Source organism: Actinomadura sp. ATCC 39365 (assembly GCF_054392275.1).
In genome coordinates this window covers 3,276,232-3,293,440 of record NZ_CP184335.1, presented here as the reverse complement: position 1 = coordinate 3,293,440, position 17,209 = coordinate 3,276,232, and the positions used below count along the sequence as shown (strand labels likewise).

The 17,209-nt window shown below is 71.2% G+C and carries 17 protein-coding genes; 9 read left to right on the top strand and 8 right to left on the bottom strand.

What is annotated here, in order from left to right; translation table 11 throughout:
* The first annotated feature begins 230 nt into the window (after nt 1-230).
* The 5 genes from ACNF49_RS16415 to ACNF49_RS16395 are packed head-to-tail and all read left to right on the top strand — an operon-like array spanning nt 231 to nt 4,051.
* Nucleotides 231-1,316, top strand: a complete 1,086-nt coding sequence (locus ACNF49_RS16415; RefSeq protein WP_482944245.1) for an ABC transporter substrate-binding protein — start codon at nt 231-233, stop codon at nt 1,314-1,316.
* A complete protein-coding gene (locus tag ACNF49_RS16410; RefSeq protein ID WP_357980611.1) occupies nt 1,313-2,215 on the top strand; it encodes an ABC transporter permease in 903 nt (300 codons plus the stop codon). Before ACNF49_RS16415 ends, ACNF49_RS16410 begins: the two co-directional genes overlap by 4 nt.
* Nucleotides 2,212-3,036, top strand: a complete 825-nt coding sequence (locus ACNF49_RS16405) for an ABC transporter permease (protein ID WP_482944244.1) — start codon at nt 2,212-2,214, stop codon at nt 3,034-3,036. The genes ACNF49_RS16410 and ACNF49_RS16405 overlap by 4 nt, the downstream gene beginning before the upstream one ends.
* A 59-nt stretch (nt 3,037-3,095) precedes the next feature.
* Entirely contained in the window at nt 3,096-3,650 is a 555-nt protein-coding gene (locus tag ACNF49_RS16400) for an ABC transporter ATP-binding protein (protein ID WP_482944243.1), read from the top strand.
* Entirely contained in the window at nt 3,557-4,051 is a 495-nt protein-coding gene (locus ACNF49_RS16395) for a TOBE domain-containing protein (RefSeq protein ID WP_482944242.1), read from the top strand. Before ACNF49_RS16400 ends, ACNF49_RS16395 begins: the two co-directional genes overlap by 94 nt.
* 35 nt (nt 4,052-4,086) lie before the next feature.
* Here the strand turns inward: ACNF49_RS16395 and ACNF49_RS16390 are convergent, their stop codons facing one another.
* The 5 genes from ACNF49_RS16390 to ACNF49_RS16370 all read right to left on the bottom strand — a co-directional run bounded on the left by ACNF49_RS16390 (nt 4,087) and on the right by ACNF49_RS16370 (nt 10,159).
* The gene (locus tag ACNF49_RS16390; RefSeq protein ID WP_482944241.1) at nt 4,087-4,539 is read right to left on the bottom strand and encodes a hypothetical protein; all 453 of its coding nucleotides are present in this window, start codon (nt 4,537-4,539) and stop codon (nt 4,087-4,089) included.
* An 18-nt stretch (nt 4,540-4,557) separates the two neighbouring features.
* Nucleotides 4,558-6,186: a tetratricopeptide repeat protein gene (locus tag ACNF49_RS16385; protein ID WP_482944240.1), complete on the bottom strand. Its 1,629-nt coding sequence runs from the start codon at nt 6,184-6,186 to the stop codon at nt 4,558-4,560.
* 267 nt (nt 6,187-6,453) lie between these two features.
* Nucleotides 6,454-7,713 carry a DMT family transporter gene (locus tag ACNF49_RS16380; RefSeq protein ID WP_498702520.1) on the bottom strand — a complete coding sequence of 420 codons (1,260 nt, stop codon included), beginning with the start codon at nt 7,711-7,713 and terminating at the stop codon, nt 6,454-6,456.
* 398 nt (nt 7,714-8,111) lie between these two features.
* Nucleotides 8,112-8,600, bottom strand: coding sequence for a GNAT family N-acetyltransferase (locus ACNF49_RS16375; RefSeq protein ID WP_357980628.1), 489 nt, complete (start codon nt 8,598-8,600; stop codon nt 8,112-8,114).
* A complete protein-coding gene (locus ACNF49_RS16370) occupies nt 8,597-10,159 on the bottom strand; it encodes an NsdA family TPR-like regulatory protein (RefSeq protein ID WP_357980631.1) in 1,563 nt (520 codons plus the stop codon). Before ACNF49_RS16370 ends, ACNF49_RS16375 begins: the two co-directional genes overlap by 4 nt.
* Before the next feature lie 272 nt (nt 10,160-10,431).
* Here ACNF49_RS16370 and ACNF49_RS16365 point away from each other — a divergent pair, with 272 nt between their 5' ends.
* The 4 genes from ACNF49_RS16365 (at nt 10,432) to ACNF49_RS16350 (ending at nt 14,062) form a co-directional block, all read left to right on the top strand.
* Nucleotides 10,432-10,716: a hypothetical protein gene (locus ACNF49_RS16365; protein WP_352360547.1), complete on the top strand. Its 285-nt coding sequence runs from the start codon at nt 10,432-10,434 to the stop codon at nt 10,714-10,716.
* A 543-nt stretch (nt 10,717-11,259) separates the two neighbouring features.
* Entirely contained in the window at nt 11,260-12,147 is an 888-nt protein-coding gene (locus ACNF49_RS16360; RefSeq protein WP_482944238.1) for a mechanosensitive ion channel family protein, read from the top strand.
* 9 nt (nt 12,148-12,156) lie between these two features.
* Nucleotides 12,157-12,537 carry a globin gene (locus ACNF49_RS16355; RefSeq protein WP_357980637.1) on the top strand — a complete coding sequence of 127 codons (381 nt, stop codon included), beginning with the start codon at nt 12,157-12,159 and terminating at the stop codon, nt 12,535-12,537.
* A gap of 16 nt (nt 12,538-12,553) precedes the next feature.
* Nucleotides 12,554-14,062, top strand: a complete 1,509-nt coding sequence (locus ACNF49_RS16350; protein ID WP_482944237.1) for a glycoside hydrolase family 13 protein — start codon at nt 12,554-12,556, stop codon at nt 14,060-14,062.
* Here the strand turns inward: ACNF49_RS16350 and ACNF49_RS16345 are convergent.
* The 3 genes from ACNF49_RS16345 to ACNF49_RS16335 all read right to left on the bottom strand — a co-directional run bounded on the left by ACNF49_RS16345 (nt 14,057) and on the right by ACNF49_RS16335 (nt 17,153).
* Nucleotides 14,057-15,211 carry an MFS transporter gene (locus ACNF49_RS16345; RefSeq protein ID WP_357980642.1) on the bottom strand — a complete coding sequence of 385 codons (1,155 nt, stop codon included), beginning with the start codon at nt 15,209-15,211 and terminating at the stop codon, nt 14,057-14,059. The genes ACNF49_RS16350 and ACNF49_RS16345 overlap by 6 nt on opposite strands.
* Nucleotides 15,212-15,261: 50 nt before the next feature.
* A complete protein-coding gene (locus ACNF49_RS16340) occupies nt 15,262-15,645 on the bottom strand; it encodes an acyl-CoA thioesterase (protein ID WP_357980858.1) in 384 nt (127 codons plus the stop codon).
* Between the two features lie 77 nt (nt 15,646-15,722).
* Nucleotides 15,723-17,153, bottom strand: coding sequence for an MFS transporter (locus ACNF49_RS16335; RefSeq protein ID WP_482944235.1), 1,431 nt, complete (start codon nt 17,151-17,153; stop codon nt 15,723-15,725).
* Between the last annotated feature and the right edge of the window lie 56 nt (nt 17,154-17,209).

Sequence of the window (17,209 nt, the reverse complement as noted above, 5' to 3'; positions counted from 1 at the left end):
CGGGTTCCTTTCCGGTCAACTTCTGATACGGCAAAGCCTCACGGCCTGGGATGTTCCGGACAAGGGGGATTAGACCGATGCCCCCGATAGGCAGCCGTTATATGGCTCCGCCTATAGCGGCGATAGGCAAATCACGCATTGGCCGGACCGTTCCGCTGCACTAGACATGCCGGGGAAAAGACCTGCTCACGGCACTTGTCGAATTCACCCGGAATTAACCGAGGGTCCATATGAAGCATCGCACATGGGCGGTAATTGCCGCCTCATCCCTTTTCGCCCTCACCGCGTGCGGCAGTTCGGCCGGCGCCGGTGAATACGACTGGTCCGCCGCCCCGGACACCGGCAAGATCGCCGCCCAGGGCAAGGACCTGCCGACCTACGGCCTGGCCCCCGACTGGGCCAACTACGGCGAGGTCGTCAAGACGTTCTGCGCCAAGTACCAGGGCACCTGCGCCCACAAGGACACCGACATGTCCTCCTCGGAGGAGATCGTCAAGTTCGACGCCGAGAAGGACAACCCGATCGGCACGGCCAGCGACATCGGCCTGATGTGGGGGCCGGTGGCCGAGGCCAAGGGCGTGGTGCCGGCGTACCTGCCGCCGTCGGCGGGCAAGCTGAAGGACTGGCAGAAGGGCAAGGGCGGCTGGGTCGCCACGTTCGTCGGCGCGCCCGCGTTCGTGGTCAACACCGACAAGGTGAGCAACCCGCCCAAGAGCTGGCAGGACCTGCTCAAGCCCGAGTACAAGGGCCAGATCGCCATCAAGAACCCGGCCTCCTCCGGCACCGGCCAGGCCATGGTCGTCGCCGCCGCGGTCGCGGGCGGCGGCTCGGTGGACGACCTGACCCCCGCCTACACCTACTTCAAGAAGCTCAAGGACGCCGGCAACCTCAGCGACGTCAAGATGAGCGAGGAGACCCTGGAGAAGGGCGAGGCCCCCATCCAGATCAACTACGACTTCAACGGCCTGGCCCAGAAGGCCGCGCTGAAGGCCAAGAACGTCAACGTGGAGGTGATCATCCCCTCCGACGGCTCGGTCTGGTCGCCGTCCGGAATGATGATCAACAAGTACAACACGGCCAAGGGCGACTTCCTCAAGGGCCTGCTCGACTACGTGCTCTCCGACGAGGCCCAGACGCTGTTCGCCAAGTTCGGCGCCCGGCCCGTCCGCGCGCTCAACGGCGACCTGCAGCTGCCGGCCGACGCCAAGGCCAACTGGCTGCCCGAGGAGTCGTACGCGCCGGTCAAGGAGATCGAGATCACGAAGGTCAATCCCGAGCAGATCGTCGCCGACTGGGAGGCGAAGGTCCTCGCGTGACGTCCCACATCACGGAGTCCGTGGCGGCTCCACCGGCCGCCGCGCGCCGCAGGGCCCCGGGCAGGCTGTTCACCGCCTGGGGCCCGGCCCTGCCGCTGCTGCTGTTCACGCTGGCCACGCTCGTGCTGCCGGCGCTGCGGCTGCTGCACGACACCTTCGCCCTGCCGGACGGCGGCTACGGCTTCGACCACATCGTCAAGGTGGCGCGGAACCCGGTGGACCGCCAGGCCATCGGCGGCTCGCTGGCGCTCGGCCTGACCCAGGCCACGCTGGCCACCGCGCTCGGCGCGCCCGCCGCCTGGCTGATCACCCGGATGCGCCTCGGCGGCCGGGCCTTCTGGCTGTCGCTGATGAACGTCGCCTCGAACTTCGCCGGCATCGGCCTGGCCTTCGGCTTCGTCGCGCTGATCGGCTCGACCGGCATGCTGACGCTCGTGCTCAAGGGCCTGTTCGGGATCGAGGACAACCCGTTCCCCTCGCTCGGCTCCTTCAACGGCATGAACGTCGTCTACCTGTACTTCAACGTCCCGATGTTCGTGCTGCTCACGCTGCCCGCGCTCAGCGTGCTCAAGGACGACTGGCAGGAGGCCGCCGCGGTCTGCCACGCCACCCGATGGCAGTTCTGGCGGTACGTCGGCCTGCCGGTGCTCGCGCCGTTCGTGATCGCGGGCTGGCTGCTGGTCTTCACCTGGACGATCGGCGTCTACGCCGTCGCGTACGCCATCGGCTCCTCCCCCAGCGCGACCAAGCTCATCACCCTGCAGATCGGCAGCACGCTGGAGTCCTCGGTGTTCGGCCTCGGCCGGGCCGCCGTGCTGTCGGTGCTGCTCATGATCCTGGCCATCGGGGCGACCCTGCTCTACCGGCTCTCGCTCAGGCGCGCTGCGAGGTGGCTGTGAGACGGCGCGTCTTCCTCGGCCTGCTGGCGGTCTACTTCGGGCTGCCGCTGCTGGCCGCCCTGCTGTACTCGGTGGCCACCCGCTGGACCGACACGCCGCTGCCCGACGGCTACACCCTGGCCCACTGGGCCGGCGTGTTCGCCGAGCCGGACGTCATGGCCGCGCTCGACCGCTCGCTCGTGCTCTCGGCGGTCGTCGTGGTGATCGAGATCGTGCTGGTCGTGCCGGCCGCGTACTGGTCGGTCGTGCACAACCCGCGCATCGGGTCGATCGTCCAGACGATCGCGGTGATCCCGTTCGCCGTCCCGTGGGTGGTCGTCGGGGCGGGGCTCCAGCTCGTCACCAAGTCGGTCGCGCCCGAGCTGTTCGGCACGTTCTGGCTGCTGGCCGCGGCCACCGCGGCGATCGCGTTCCCGTTCATGTACCGGGCGGTGGAGAGCTCGCTGCTGGCGGCGGGGGCCGTCCAGCTCAGCGAGGCCGCCGCCACGTGCGGCGCCGGGCCCGCCCGCACGCTGGTCAGCGTGATCCTCCCGGCGATCCGCGGCGGCGTCGTCTCCGGCGCGCTGCTGGTCATCGCGACCGCCATGAACGAGTTCGCGCTCGCCAAGATCCTCACCGGCGTCAGCTACGAGACCCTGCCGCTCTGGTCGGCCAGGCAGTTCGTCTCCCGGACGCTCGGCGACCCCAACGCGCTGGCCGTCGTCACCATCTTCACCTTCGGCCTGCTGTTCGCGCTGTCCGCGCTGGTCGTCTGGCTCGGCCGCGGCCGGGTGAGCGCGTCCATGGCCACCGCTCCGGTCCAGAAGGGCACCACTCCATGAGCCACGTCGTACTCGACCGCATCACCAAGCGCTACGCCGGCCACACCGCGCTGAACGGCGTGAGCGTCAGCGTCGAGCAGGGTGAGATGCTGGCCCTGCTCGGCCCGTCGGGCTGCGGCAAGACCACGCTGCTGCGCTGCATCGCGGGCCTGACCGGGTTCGACGGCGGGCGGCTGACGATCGGCGGCGCCGACATGGCCGGCGTGCCGGTGCGCAAGCGGCCCATCGGCATGGTCTTCCAGTCCTACGCGCTGTTCCCGAACCTCACCGTGGGCGGCAACGTCGCCTTCCCCCTGACCGTCAGGAAGCGGCCGAAGGAGGAGGTCAGGGACCGCGTGGCCGAGATGCTCGACCTCGTCGGCCTCGACCACCTCGCCGACCGCCTGCCGAACCAGCTCTCCGGCGGCCAGCAGCAGCGCGTCGCCCTGGCCCGCGCGCTCTCCCCCGTCCCGAGGTGCTGCTGCTGGACGAGCCCCTGTCCGCCCTGGACGCCCAGGTACGCCACCGCCTGCGCGACGAGGTGCGCCGCATCCAGCACCAGGTCGGCATCACCACCGTCTTCGTCACCCACGACCAGGCCGAGGCCCTGGCCATCTCCGACCGGGTCGCGGTGATGAACGCCGGCGACATCGAGCAGTGCGGGCCGCCCGCGGAGATCTACACCGCGCCCTCCACCCGCTTCGCCGCCGGCTTCGTCGGCAACCGCAACACCCTCGAACTCGACGCGGTGGACGGCCGGGTCACCGCGGGCGGCGCGTTCGACGTCGAGGCGCCCGCGCCGCGCGTCCTGTGCATGTTCCGCCCCGAGGACGTCGAGCTGGCCGCGGACGGCCCCGGCGCGCGGGCGGTCGTCGACGTGACGGTGTTCCTGGGCGCCACCACCCGCGTGTACGCCCAGGCGGGGCCCTCGGTGATCTTCGCCGACGTGCCGTCCAGGGCCGCCGCCGGCCTGTCGCCGGGAGACGAGGTGCGCCTGCGGGTCGCCGCCGACCACGTCCAGGTGTTCCCCGCCTGACCCGCCCCGGGACCGCCGGTCCCGGGGCCGGGGCGCTAGCCGCCGAGCCCGAACCAGAGCACGGCGAACACCCCGCACGGCACGCCGGCCAGCACCAGCGCGACCAGCACCCGCCAGCGCAACGCGAGCCCCGGCCCGGTCACGAACGCCGCGACGGCCCCCGCCCCGGCGAACACGACCGCCGCGCCCACGGCCTGCGCGGCGGTGTACGGCACCGACGGCAGCAGCTTCCCGGCCGCCCAGAACGCCACCGCCGCCCCCGCGGCCACCAGGGCGGCGCGCCGCGCGGGCCGCACGTCCACGCGCTCCAGCACGTACGCGGCCCCGGCGAGCATGATCAGGCTGATCGCCAGGAGGGCGCCGAGGGCCGGGGCCAGGCAGTCCCAGTCGGCGCAGCCGACGCCCGCCCACGCCAGCCGGGCGGTGGCCCACCACAACACCCCGAGTGCCCCGCACACCCCCGCGGCTCGCCCTATACGCCCCGTCATGCATTAATCGTCCCACTGTCAGGCGGAGGCGGTCGCGCGGAGCTCGTCGGCCTCCGCCTCGGCGGTCCTGCCCAGGGCGCGCAGGGCGACGGCGCGGTTGGCGTACAGGTCGGGCTGCCGGTCCAGCTCGATGGCCCGGGTCAGGTCGGCGAGCGCGCCTTCGGCGTCGCCCGCGGCGTAACGCAGCACGCCCCGGTTGCCCCAGGCGGCGGCCAGCTCGGGGGCGTGCTCCAGGGCCAGGTCGAGGGCCGCCGCGGCCTCTTGCAAGCGGCCCGCCGCCGTCTCCAGCTGGCCGAGCACGGTGAGCAGGTGCGGGTTCTCCGGTGCGCGGGCGAGCCCGGCCGTGACGTCGGCCCTGGCCTCCTCGTCCCGCTCCGCCGCCGCCAGCAGGCCGGCGCGGTTGACGTAGGCGTCCAGGTAGGCGGGGTCCAGCTCGATCACCGTGCCGAGGTCGGCGAGCGCCCCCTCGATGTCGCCCCGCACGGTACGCAGCTCCGCCCGGTTGTAGTACGCCTCCGGCAGCGGCGGCCCGGCCCGCATGGCCCGTTCGTAGTCGGCCAGCGCCTGCTCGGCCTCCCCCAGCCGGAGCAGCAGGTTGCCGCGTTCCAGGTAGGTGTCGGGAAAGTCCGGGTCGAGGGCGATGGCGGCGGTGTAGTCCTCCAGGGCCTCCTTGGCGTGGCCGAGCGCGCCGAGGAGCTGGGCCCGGTTGGTCAGCAGCACCATCCGGTGCAGCGGGTGCCGGTCGCCCAGCTCACCGGCCAGCTCGACGGCCGACTCCACCAGCGACAGCGCGGCTTCCAGCCGTCCGTGCCGCAGCTCGACCAGCGCCAGGCCGTTGCGGTCGAAGCCGAGTTTGAAGGCCCTCTCCAGGGGGTCGGGCAGCAGGCTGGAGATGGCGATGGCCTCGTTGAGCCAGCGGCGGGCCCTGCCCAGGTCGCGCCGCGCCGGGTCGGGGTGGCGGGCGTCGAGCATGGCCGTCCCGTACGCGGCGGCGGCGTGCACGACCGGGTCCTGGCTGGCCGCGCGTACCCGGTCCCACAGCGCCCGCGCCTCCTGGACGCGGCCGAGCCCGCCGAGCGCGGTGGCGGTGCGCTGGGCGAAGCGCCACCACCGTGCCTCCCCCGGCTCCGTCCGAGCCAGGCCGAGCTCACCCAGCTCGGCCGCGGCGTGCAGGAAGCCCTCGCGCATGCAACGGTCCACCAGGGGCCACAGCTCGTCGGCGCCGCGCTCGTCGGGCGGCGGCTCGGGGCCCTCGGCGTAGACCGTGACGGCCAGCGTGCCGGCCGGGACCCGCCGGGTCAGGACGTCGAGAAGCTCGGTGTCGGTCGGGTCGGCGTGCGCGCCGTTGCACACCGCGAGCGTCGCGCCCGGCCGCACGGCCGCCCGGACGAACTCGGCGACCCCGTTGGCCAGCCGGAGCGTCCGGCGGGGCGCCGGCACCAGGATGCGCTCCTCGTCCGGCAGCCCGGCGTCGATGGTCGTCCGCCGGGCGGGCACCTGCCCGGCCAGCTCGGGCGCGACCGCCCGGACCTCGATGTCGTAGGCCGCGACCAGCTCGCGCGGGGCGTCCGGCACCAGGCGCCGCAGCAGCGCGGCGCCCACGGTGTAGGGGCCGCGCGGCCGGCGATGCGCGTCTATCAGCGGCATCAGCGGCCGCACGGCCCCCGTCGGGCGGGCGACCCGCCCTGGACGCTGAGGTGGGGCCCGTTCTCGGTCACCCCTTGTGAATGACGCCTGCGGTCCCTGCGAGCCTCGCGGTGCCTGGCTTACGGACGACGATGCGCTTCATGACGTGCCTCTCCGATGGGTGTGATTATCCATTATTCGGACACCCAACCGGATATCAAGATTTATGGTGAGGAAGTGGCGGTTTAACGAATAAGAAGCACCTGGCATTTGTGCGCGTCCCGCAGCCTATTGAGACCGAAACCAATGATCGACCGCCGCGACCCGCGTCTGTTCCGATTCCTCCATCAACGTGCACAGGCACCGCCCGACCAGCGTGACGGACTGGCAGCAGCCGGGCCCCGGCAGCTTCTTGGCGCGCACGATCGCGGTCGCCCGCTCGATCAGCCGCTCCAGGCTCGGCTCCCCGCCGCCCTTGAGCGCGTGCGCGTTCCACGGGCACGCCTCGACGTCCTTGCACGCGCTCTTGGCGATGAACGGCGCCGGCCCCGGCTCGAAACGCAGCCGGTCCTCACGCTTGATCCGCAGGTCGGCCAGCACCAGGGCGGCGCGGCGGGAGACCTCCAGCAGGTCGCGCCTGCCCGGCCGGCTCTCTTTTCCCGCGGCCGGCCGCTCGGGCAGGGCCAGCAGCATCGCCGCGGCCATCAGCCCGCCGCCCAGCACCATGCTCCAGCCCACCTGCTCGTGGAACCAGATCACCGCGATGGCGGCCACCCAGAGGGGCTGCGAGGACATCATGATCGCGCTGGGCACGGCCGGCACGTGCTTCTGCCCGTACGAGCGGGCCAGGAACCCCAGCGCGCACGACACCACGGCCAGGTGCGCCAGGATCGCCCAGTCGGGCAGGCTGGACGGCAGCGTGATCCCGCCGCGCAGCGCGAAGCCCCCGGTGAGGATGCCGATCGTGAAGAGCTGGATCGTGGTCAGCGCGTACGCGTGGAAGCGCTCGCCCTTCCTGGACAGCTCGGCGAGCATGAGCGTGTGGGCGGAGTAGAGCGCCGCGGCCGTGAGCGTGACGCCGAGCGCGAGCAGCGAGACCTCGTGGTCCTCGACCCCGCGCAGCAGCGTGAACACGGTCATCCCCGCCATGGCGAGCACCACCCCGGCCCACACCCGCCGCGGCGCCCGGCTCCTGCACATCACCAGGGCCAGGACGGGAGTGATCACCACGCTGCACCCGACGGCGAACCCCGACACCGCAGAGGGCAGGCTGTGCAGCGCGAGCGCCTGGGCGGTCTGCCCGACGCCGAACAGCAGACCCAGCACGAGCCCGTTGACCCACGTCCGGCGCGACAGCCCCCGCAGCGAGCGCGGCCGGATGACCAGCAGCGTCACCGCGGCGATGAGATACCGCTCGGCCAGCAGGTCCTCCACCGGTAACCGGAGGATGAGATCCTTCATCAGCGGAAACGCCGACCCCCAAGCGGCGCTGACGAACAACAGAAGCACGGCTCCCAGGAGGGGTCGGGAAGCGGGCACGACTGCCATGGAGCAGAGCATGCCACTACTAAATGCATTCGCCAGAGCACGCGGAGAAGGCGGTGAGGTTCCTCTTCCACTTGGAGTTAAGACCCTCACTCCAGGCCCGAAACATCCATACCGGCGGCGGCGAAAACTGCTCTTTCCTGCGGTTACTGCCTGGTACGGCCGAGCTCTCCACATTCGCACCGGGTACGGACGCGTGCGCGTACCGTGCGAACGGACGGAGGCGGCGCCCCGAGGATCGTCACTCTCCGCGATCAGCCCGAGGCGGTGTGGTCACGCCTGAGCGTAGAGGTCGCAGCAGCCCCGCGGGGGCGGAAAGGGAAAACAAGCCAAGGCCCCAGGAGGGGATGGGGCGTGGCCGCCGGATCCGGAAGCGTCGGACCGCGGCGTCGTCGTCGGAGCTAGAGCTCCATGGCCGGCGCGGGCGCCAGCCGTTTCTCGCCGTAGATGACGACGAGGTCGCCCACCTGGGAGCGCGACAGCTCACGCCAGCCCTGGCGGGCGTACAGCGCGAGGGCCGCGCCCTGGTTGAGCGTGGTGTCGCCGCGCAGGCTGCTGAAGCCGAGCTCCAGGGCGCGGTCTTCGAGGGCCGAGAGCATGGCGCCGCCGTAGCCGCGCCGCTGGAACTCGGGATGGACCCTGAGCCTGCACACCTCGGCGGTCTCCCGGTCGACGGGCTTCAGGCCGCCCATGGCGACCACCCGCGAGCCGGCCTCGCCCACGATGAAGTCACCTCCGCAGGCCAGGTAGATCTCCTGGATGCGGGGGAAGTCGTCGTCGTAGTAGACGCCGTCGCCGGGTTGGAGACCCACCTCGGCGAGGCAGATCCGGTGCAGCGCGAGGATGGTGTCGAGATCGGACCAGCGGTACCGCCGGATCTTCAACGTCATCCACCGCTCCCTTCCTTCTGGGCCAACTTCCGACGCCGCAGTTGGGCGCTGAATTCAGCCAGCATGTGATGTTTGTCGTCCTTCTTCATGATCGCCTGCTCCAGAGCGAGCGCCGGGCGGATGATGAGGTCCGTAAGATATTCATCCCCCAGATTGCGCAAGGCGTTCGTACCAATTTGTAGGGCTTCGTCGATGTCACCCTCCAGGAGGCGGCACTGGGCCTGGTCGAGCCTGATCAGGGTCTGGTCGAGGACGTGGTCCTCGTACTTGCCGAGCGCCTGGTCGAGCACCACCTCGGCCTCGATGGTCTGGCCGAGCTTGGTGAGCACGTCGCCCTGGTAGAAGTAGAGCTGCTTCTCGGTGTAGCCGAAGGCCATGTCCTCCTGCTCCTCGCTCTTCATGTGCGAGAAGGCGCTCCTGGCCCGGGCCAGCGCGCGCTTGGCCTGGTCGACGACCTCCTTCTTGCTGTCGGTGCCCGAGAGCATGGCCAGGGCCCGCGCCTCGACGACCGGCGCCATGGCCTGGGCCACGCACGGCGTGGCGCCCGCCAGGTCGCGGCTCTTCTTGGCGAGGTTGAGCGCCTCGCGGGCGTCGCCGTAGTAGAGGGGGACGAGCGACTCCCTGGCCGTGATCCAGGCCCGCAGCGCGCGGTCGCCGGTCTCGTCGGCGGCGAGGCGGCCGGTGCGGAAGAACGACCGGGCCAGCCGGTGGTCGCCCAGGTTGATCATCACCATGCCGCTCAGGCCGGCCAGCTGCGCGGCCATGCGGCACAGCCGGTCCTGGAGGTCGATCGGCTGGCGCCGGGACAACGCCGTGCGGACCGCGCTCAGCTCCAGCAGCACGTCGCACAGCAACCGCAGCGGGGGCGTCGTCGTGTACTGGCGGCCGAAGGCCAGCGTCGCCTCCTCCCACTGGTCGAGCATGCCGCCGGACACGGTGGCCGAGACCAGCGTCTCGTCCATCCGCCGCCGGATGCCCTCGCACGCCCCCAGCACCGGCCCGTCGAACTGCTGCTTGAACGAGACGTCGGTGTCGAGCAGATTTAACAACGTGCGCCGCAGGATGTTCTCGTCCTCCTGGGCGTCGGCCTCGACGGTCATCGGATGGATCACCAGGTCGCGGGGGATCGACGCCGACGCCGCCGCCACCAGGCGACTGCCGGCGTCGCCGAGCACGCCGGGCATCCGGTGGCCGTGGCCGCAGATGCAGGGCCCGTCGAAGCCGAGCTCGATGGGCTCGACCCGGTAGACCGAGCACAGGTAGTGGAGGTATTCGGGGCCCGGCCGCTTGAGGCCGCTCTCGTACGCCGACAGCAACGTCTCGCCGATGCCCGGCGGCGCCTTGGCGTCGCGCTCGAACAACGCGCGCACCTGCTCGATCACGTCCGCGAGCGCGATGCCGTAGGACAGGCGGTGCGCTTTGATGCGGGTCGTGCTGAACTGCGGCGAGCACGCCTCGTGGATCTCTTCAGCTATCTGGGCGGAGGTGCGCCCGGTGGCAAGGCCCTTGGCCCTGATCCGCCGGGCGATCTCCGTTTCCCTGTGCTGCCTGCCGGACATCCCGGCCCCTCTCCCGATGTCTCGACCCGTCAAGACTGGTGACTCAGCGTAGCCCTCAGGTAGCTCTTCGCCTAGAGACGACTATGAAGCAGCGAGGGCCGTTTGGAAACGTGCTCATCAAGCCTACGGTTAAGGATCGTCCTCCGAGGGACTGTTTCTTACAACCCATGAGGGAATAGCCACTCCCTGTGATCAGCAGGGTGGCGTTGCGTGTGCTGTTGACTTGAGCCATGTTTGGCCCACCAGCAACGATTCCCAGGGAGGACGAGAAGGTGACGGACGACAAGATCGGACATCTGCAGCGCCTCGTATCCGAGCTCGGCGCTCGCGGTCTGCTCGCACGAGTGGTCCAGACCCAGAGCGGCCGGCAGTTCGTACGCGTCATCAACCCGAAGGCGACGAGCCTGTCCGAGAACGTCACCTGCCGGCCGGCGAACGCCTCGGACCTTCCCGACTGGTGGTACTGCTGGTCCTGGGGCGAACCCATGCACACGGCCGACGACCCGGCCGGTGCCGCGACCAAGGTCGCACGCGTGCTCGCCGCGGTGGGAGAGTGACCACGCGGTGATCCGGGTGGAGCGCAGCCACCACGGCTCACCGCCCCCACGGCGGCCCCGCGGGGCCGGCGGGACGATCGGTGCGGAGGGCGTCCGGGTTCCCGGGCCCCTGATCGTCCCGCCGGTTCCGGCCCCTTCGCGCGGGCGCACGCCCGTGCGCGCAGATCAGCCCGGCGGGTGCGCCCGCCGGGTGCCGGGGGGATCACCTCCCCCTTGGAACCGGAACGGGCCATGCTTCCGGGTGTGTGGCCCGTCCGAGCCGTCCGTCATCGGAGCGTCCGGTCTCTCCCTCCGCGGCCCAGAGACCGGGCGACCCCGTCTTCCCCGGCGTGATGTGACGGCGGCCGGTTCGGTCAGCGGTATTTTTAGATCCAATTGGACTGATTTGCCGCTGACCGAACCGCTTCCTGAGGGGGAATCCACCCAGTGTTCCTGTTGGTGACACGAGGGCCATCGCCTACGCCCACGCCGGCAGATTCGTCGCTCGTGCAGGACTTGGACAAAGTGAGCTCGCAGATGGCGCAAGCCTGTCAAGGTGACACGGTGTTCTGTGGTCCCCTGGTCGACTGGCTCGACAACGCCTCCTGGGCGCCGTTGCTGGCCAGTTTCATCACCATCGTCCTGATCCTGGTGCTCGGGTTCGTCGTGCGGAACATCTCGCACCGGGTGATCACCAAGGTGGTGAACCGGGCGGCCACCGGCGGCTCGCTCGCCAACAGGTTCCGCCGCAACGCGGCCACCGACGGCATCGACGCGCTGCTGCACGAGCGCCGCAAGCAGCGGGCCGAGACCATGGGCTCGGTGCTCAAGCACATCGCCTCCATCGTCGTCCTCGGCACCGCCATCCTGACCGTGCTCGACCGGCTGACGATCCCCATCGCTCCCCTGCTGACCAGCGTCGGCATCCTGGGCGTCGCGATCGGCTTCGGCGCGCAGGAGCTGGTGAAGGACTTCATCGCCGGCATGTTCATGCTGCTGGAGGACCAGTACGGCGTGGGCGACGTGATCGACGCGGGCGCCGCCATCGGCACGGTCGAGGCGGTCACCCTGCGGGTCACCCGGCTGCGCGACGCCGACGGCCGCGTCTGGTACGTCCGCAACGGCACGATCACCCGCGTCGGCAACGAGTCGCAGGGCTGGTCGCGGGCCTACTTCGACGTCCCGGTGGCCTACGACGCCGACATCACCGCCGTACGCGCGGCGCTGGAGATCGTGGCCGAGGAGATCTGGGCCGACCCCGAGTTCCGCGAGAGCGTGATCGTGGAGGAGCCCCAGGTGTACGGCGTGGAGCAGCTCTCCGACAGCGCGCTGGTGTTCCGCATCACCGCCAAGACGCTGCCCTCGCGCCAGGCCGAGGTCGCCCGGGAGATCCGGCTCAGGGTGAAGGCCGCCCTGGACTCCGCCGGAATCCCCATGGTCGCCATTGCATAAGGTGAGAACGTGACAGAGACCTCCTTCTACGACGCCGTAGGCGGCGAGGAGACCTTCCGCCGCCTCGTCCACCGTTTCTACGAAGGTGTCGCGGAAGACCCCCTGCTGCGGCCGCTCTACCCCGAGCCCGACCTGACGGGTGCCGAGGACCGGCTGCGCGGATTCCTGATCCAGTACTGGGGCGGCCCCAACACCTACAGCCAGGAGCGCGGCCATCCCCGGCTGCGCATGCGGCACGTGCCGTTCGTGATCGGGGAGGCCGAGCGCGACGCCTGGCTGCGGCACATGCGTGACGCGGTCGACTCGCTCGGCCTGCCCGAGGACCAGGCGACCAGACTCTGGGACTATCTGGTCTACGCGGCCCAAAGCTTGGTGAACTCGCCGACATAACGGGCATGACGCCCACATGGATATCCCCTGGTGGCGTGATGCCGTCGTCTACGAGATCTACGTTCGCAGCTTCGCCGACGCCTCCGGAGACGGCGTCGGCGACCTGGCCGGGGTGCGGGAGCGGATTCCGTACCTGAGGAGGCTGGGGGTCGACGCCATCTGGCTGACGCCGTTCTACCCCTCTCCGATGGCCGACGGCGGTTACGACGTGGCGGACTACCGCGGCGTCGACCCGCTGTTCGGCACGCTGGCCGACTTCGACGCGGTGGTGGCCGAGGCCCACGGGCACGGGCTGAAGGTGCTGGTGGACATCGTCCCCAACCACAGCTCCTCCGAGCACCCCTGGTTCCAGGCCGCGCTGCGGGGCGAGGGACGCGACCGGTACATCTTCCGCGACACGATCAACAACTGGCAGTCCACGTTCAGCGGCCCGGCGTGGACCCGGGTCCCCGACGGGCAGTGGTACCTGCACCTGTTCGCCCCCGGCCAGCCCGACTTCAACTGGCGCAACCCCGAGGTGCACGCGGAGTTCCTCGACGTCCTGCGGTTCTGGCTGGACAAGGGCGTGGACGGGTTCCGCATCGACGTGGCGATGGGCCTGTACAAGGCCGAGGGCCTGCCCGACGTCGGCGACCAGTCGTTCAAGTCGGTCTCGCCGGTCTGGGGGCAGCCGGAGGTGCACGGCGTCTACCGCGACTGGCGCAAGGTGCTGGACGGCTACCCGGGTGAGCGCATGGCCGTCGGCGAGGTCTGGACCGACAGCGCCGAGGACCTCGCCCTCTACGTGCGCCCCGACGAGCTGCACCAGAGCTTCAACTTCGCCTGGCTGCAGGCGCCGTGGTCGCCGACCGCGTTCAAGAAGGTGATCGACGACACCCTGGCCTCGGTCCCGTACGCCACCTGGGTGCTGTCCAACCACGACGTCGTACGCCATCGCACCCGCTACGAGACCGCCGATCCCGGCACGGGCCTGGCGCGGGCCAGGGCGGCGCTGCTCACGATGCTGGCGCTGCCCGGCTCTGCCTACCTCTACCAGGGCGAGGAGCTGGGCCTGCCGGAGGTGACCGACCTGCCCGCCGAGGCCAGGCAGGACCCGGTGTTCTTCCAGTCGGAGGGCAAACTGCCGGGCCGCGACGGATGCCGGGTGCCGCTGCCGTGGTCGGCCGAGTCGCCCTCCTACGGGTTCTCGCCGCCCGGCGTGCGGCCGTGGCTGCCGCAGCCGGCCGCCTTCGCCGAGCTGACCGCCGAGAAGCAGGAGGGCGACGCGGACTCGACGCTGGAGTTCTACCGTCGTGCCCTGGCCTGCCGCCGCGAGCTGGCGGGTGTGATTCCTTACACCCTGGAGTGGCTGGACTCCCCCGAGGGAGCGCTTTTCTTCTCCAGGGGCCCGCTGATCTGCGCCATCAACTGCGGGATGGAGCCCGTACGGCTGCCGGCGCACGACGCGGTGCTGCTGTCCAGCGGCCCGGTCCAGGCCGGGACGCTGCCGCCGGACACCGCCGTGTGGCTGCGCGGGGAGTCATGACCGAAGGCCGGCCCGCTGCTCGCCGCGGACGGGGATGACGGGCAGCGAGACCAGCGCGCAGGCCAGGCCGACCGCGTACGCCGCCCAGTACCCCGTCCCGGTGATCAGCGCCCCGGCCAGCGGCGTCACCCCCAGGGCGACGACGTTCTGGACGGTGTTGTGGGTGCCGAGCACCTTGCCCGCCCAGGCGGGCCCGGCCAGCTCGCCCGCCCTCAGGTAGGCCAGCCCGTTGCCGGACACGGTGAGCACCGAGGCCGTCGCGAGCGCCACCGGGCCGAGCAGGCTGTCCGTCGCCGTGCCCACGACCAGCAGGGCGAGCACGGCCAGGCAGGCGCAGGCGAGCAGCAGCAGGGGACGCATCCGCAGGCCGACCCGGTCGGACCAGCGGCCGACGGCCACGCGGACCACGGCTCCGGCGACGGCCGACAGGCCGAAGAGCTGGCCGGCGGCCACGGCGTCCCAGCCGTACAGGCCGACCAGGCAGGTGACGCCGTACGTGCTGACCACGATCTGCGGCACCGCGTGCAGCCCGCTGGTCGCGTGCACCCGCCACAGCGCCGGCTGCCGGTACGGCGACCGCGCCGGCCCCGCGCTCCCCCCAGCGATCGAGTGCGGCGGCTCGGCCAGGAACAGCGCGGCCAGGACGGCGGCCAGCAGGCTCACGGCGGAGCAGACGAGCAGCACGCCGGGCAGCCCGTGCGCCCGCGCGACCGGCGGCAGCACGAACGCCGCGACGGCCATGCCGAGGGTGTAGGACACCTGGCGCAGGCCCATGGCGACCCCACGCTCGGGCGGCTGGAACCAGCGCAGGACGATCCGGCCGCCGCCGACCATGGCCGCCGAGCCGGCCGCGCCCGCCAGCGCGAGCAGCGCGATCACGGCCCAGGCCGGCCCGGCGAAGGCGACGGCGGCGAGCAGCACGGCCGCCAGGCTCACGCCGATGCCGAGCACCAGGCGCTCGCCGTGCCGGTCGGCCAGCGCGCCCCAGGCGACGAGTGCCACCAGAACGCCGATTCCCGGGGCGTTCCCGATGACTCCGGCCACTGCCAGCGGAACACCGAAATGTCGCTCAATCTCCGGCATGACGAGAGGAAGGCCGAACAGTCCTAAGGTGACGCTCGCATGGGCGTTGACGCCCAGCGCGAGCATCAGCCAGCGTTTCCTGCCGGGACCGGCGGGCGGCTGCGGTTCCAGGGCGGTCAGCCCTGGGCCGAGTAACGCTTGAGCAGGACGAGCTCGTCCTCGCTGAGCCGGCGCGGCGCGGCCCGCTCGACGTCGTAGGCCACGATCACCGAGGTGGCGGTCGCGTAGACCTCGTCATCGTCGCGGATCTCGTAGGCCAGGGTGAAGCGGACCGGCCTGATCTGCGTGACCCAGGTCTCGACCCTGACCGGCTCGGGTCGCAGGCCCAGCGGGCGGCGGTAGTCGATCTCGTGGCGGGTGACCACGAGCCCTCCGAAGGGCGCCTCGCCCGCCTTGACCGGATCGATCGCGAACATGCCGAAGCGGGCGTCCTCCAGGTAGTCGAGGAAGCGCACGTTGTTCACATGCCCTTGGGAGTCGATGTCGGCGAATCTGACCATGCGGGGGAAGACGTGCCGGTGCGCCGGGGAGGGTTCTGCCACGTCCGCCACGGTACCCGTACCGTCCGGCCCGCTGGTCACCGGGCCTTGCGGCGGGCCAGGCAGGCCAGCACGGTGAGCACCGAGATCGCGGCCATGCAGGTGAGCGCCCAGCGGTAACCGGTCACGAGCAGGCCGACCGCGTCGCCGGAGAGCTGCGACAGCGTCCCGGCGAAGACGCGCCGGTGCAGCCCGGCGGGCAGCGGCGCGGTGATGATCGACAGCACCAGGCCGGTGCCGACCACGTTGCCGGTGTTCTGGAGCATCAGGCGCATGGCGTTGACGATGCCGAGGCGTTCTGAGGGCAGGCCGTCCAGGATGGCGGTGGTGTTGGAGGGCAGGAAGACGCCGGAGCCGAGGCCGATGAGCACGAGCCCGGCGGCCACCGCCGGGTACGGCGTGCTCGCCGACATCGTGCCGAGCAGCGCCAGCAGCCCGCAGGTCGTGGTGGCGGCCCCGGCCACCGCCAGGGTGCGCGCGCTGGTCAGCCGCTGGAGGAAGCCCGACGTCACCGACTCGACCATGGCCGCCACCGCCAGCGGCAGCACCTTCAACCCGGCCTGTACGGGATCGTCCCCCCGCACGGCCTGGAAGTAGAGCGCGACGAGGAAGACCATGCCCATCCGCGCGACGGCGTTCAGGAAGGAGGCGAGCGTGCCGAAGGCGAACGCCCGGTCGTGGAACAGCCGCAGGTCCACGACGGGATGGGCGGCCCGCCGCTCCCTGGCCACGAACAGCGGCAACCCCACGGCGAACGCGGCGAGCCCGGCGGCCACCACCGGATGCCCCCACCCCAGCCTGCCGAACTCCGACAGCGCCAGCAGCAGCCCGCCGAGCGTGACCAGCACGAGCACGCTGCCCGGCAGGTCGAGCCCGCGCTCGCGCCCGGCCGGTTCGGCCCGCCGCAGCGTGATCGCGCCCCACACCAGGCAGATCACGCCGATGGGCACGTTGAACCAGAACACCCAGCGCCAGCCCAGGTTCGCGGCGAGCACGCCGCCGAGCGTCGGGCCGATCAGCCCGGCGACGGAGAAGGAGGCGACGTAGACGCCCATGCCCTCGCCCAGCCGCTCGCGCGGGAAGGCGTCGCTGACCAGGGCGGCGCTGTTGGTGAGCAACATCGCGGCGCCGGCGGCCTGCACGACCCGCATGGCCACGATCACCCACGCGCCGGGCGCCAGCCCGGCGAGCAGGGCGGCTCCGGTGTAGACGGCCAGCCCGAGCAGGTACATCCTGCGCCTGCCGAACATGTCGGCTAAGCGACCGAATACCACCATGAGGACGGTCGTGGTCAACTGGAAGCCCAGCAGGATCCAGCCCGCGGCCGTGGCGTCGGCCCCAGTGTGCCGGGCGATCTCGGGCAGCGCGACGTTGATCGAGCTGCCGCCCAGCCCGGTCAGCACGCCGGCCAGGCTCACGACCGACAGCGTGCGCCAGGCGTGGCCGACGGGGGCGGTGGTCGTCGTCACCAAGGGCCTGTCCTTTCTAGATTTTGATACTAGAATCCAGTTCAAATCGTCGGCCG

Excerpts from the sequence above, each read along its gene's own strand:
- ACNF49_RS16340 (WP_357980858.1), bottom strand. The coding sequence starts at position 15,645 with ATGGTCAGATTCGCCGACATCGACTCCCAAGGGCATGTGAACAACGTG.
- ACNF49_RS16415 (WP_482944245.1), top strand. The coding sequence starts at position 231 with ATGAAGCATCGCACATGGGCGGTAATTGCCGCCTCATCCCTTTTCGCC.
- ACNF49_RS16385 (WP_482944240.1), bottom strand. The coding sequence starts at position 6,186 with ATGCCGCTGATAGACGCGCATCGCCGGCCGCGCGGCCCCTACACCGTG.
- ACNF49_RS16390 (WP_482944241.1), bottom strand. The coding sequence starts at position 4,539 with ATGACGGGGCGTATAGGGCGAGCCGCGGGGGTGTGCGGGGCACTCGGG.
- ACNF49_RS16345 (WP_357980642.1), bottom strand. The coding sequence starts at position 15,211 with ATGCTCGCGCTGGGCGTCAACGCCCATGCGAGCGTCACCTTAGGACTG.
- ACNF49_RS16375 (WP_357980628.1), bottom strand. The coding sequence starts at position 8,600 with ATGACGTTGAAGATCCGGCGGTACCGCTGGTCCGATCTCGACACCATC.
- ACNF49_RS16350 (WP_482944237.1), top strand. The coding sequence starts at position 12,554 with ATGGATATCCCCTGGTGGCGTGATGCCGTCGTCTACGAGATCTACGTT.
- ACNF49_RS16380 (WP_498702520.1), bottom strand. The coding sequence starts at position 7,713 with ATGGCAGTCGTGCCCGCTTCCCGACCCCTCCTGGGAGCCGTGCTTCTG.
- ACNF49_RS16370 (WP_357980631.1), bottom strand. The coding sequence starts at position 10,159 with ATGTCCGGCAGGCAGCACAGGGAAACGGAGATCGCCCGGCGGATCAGG.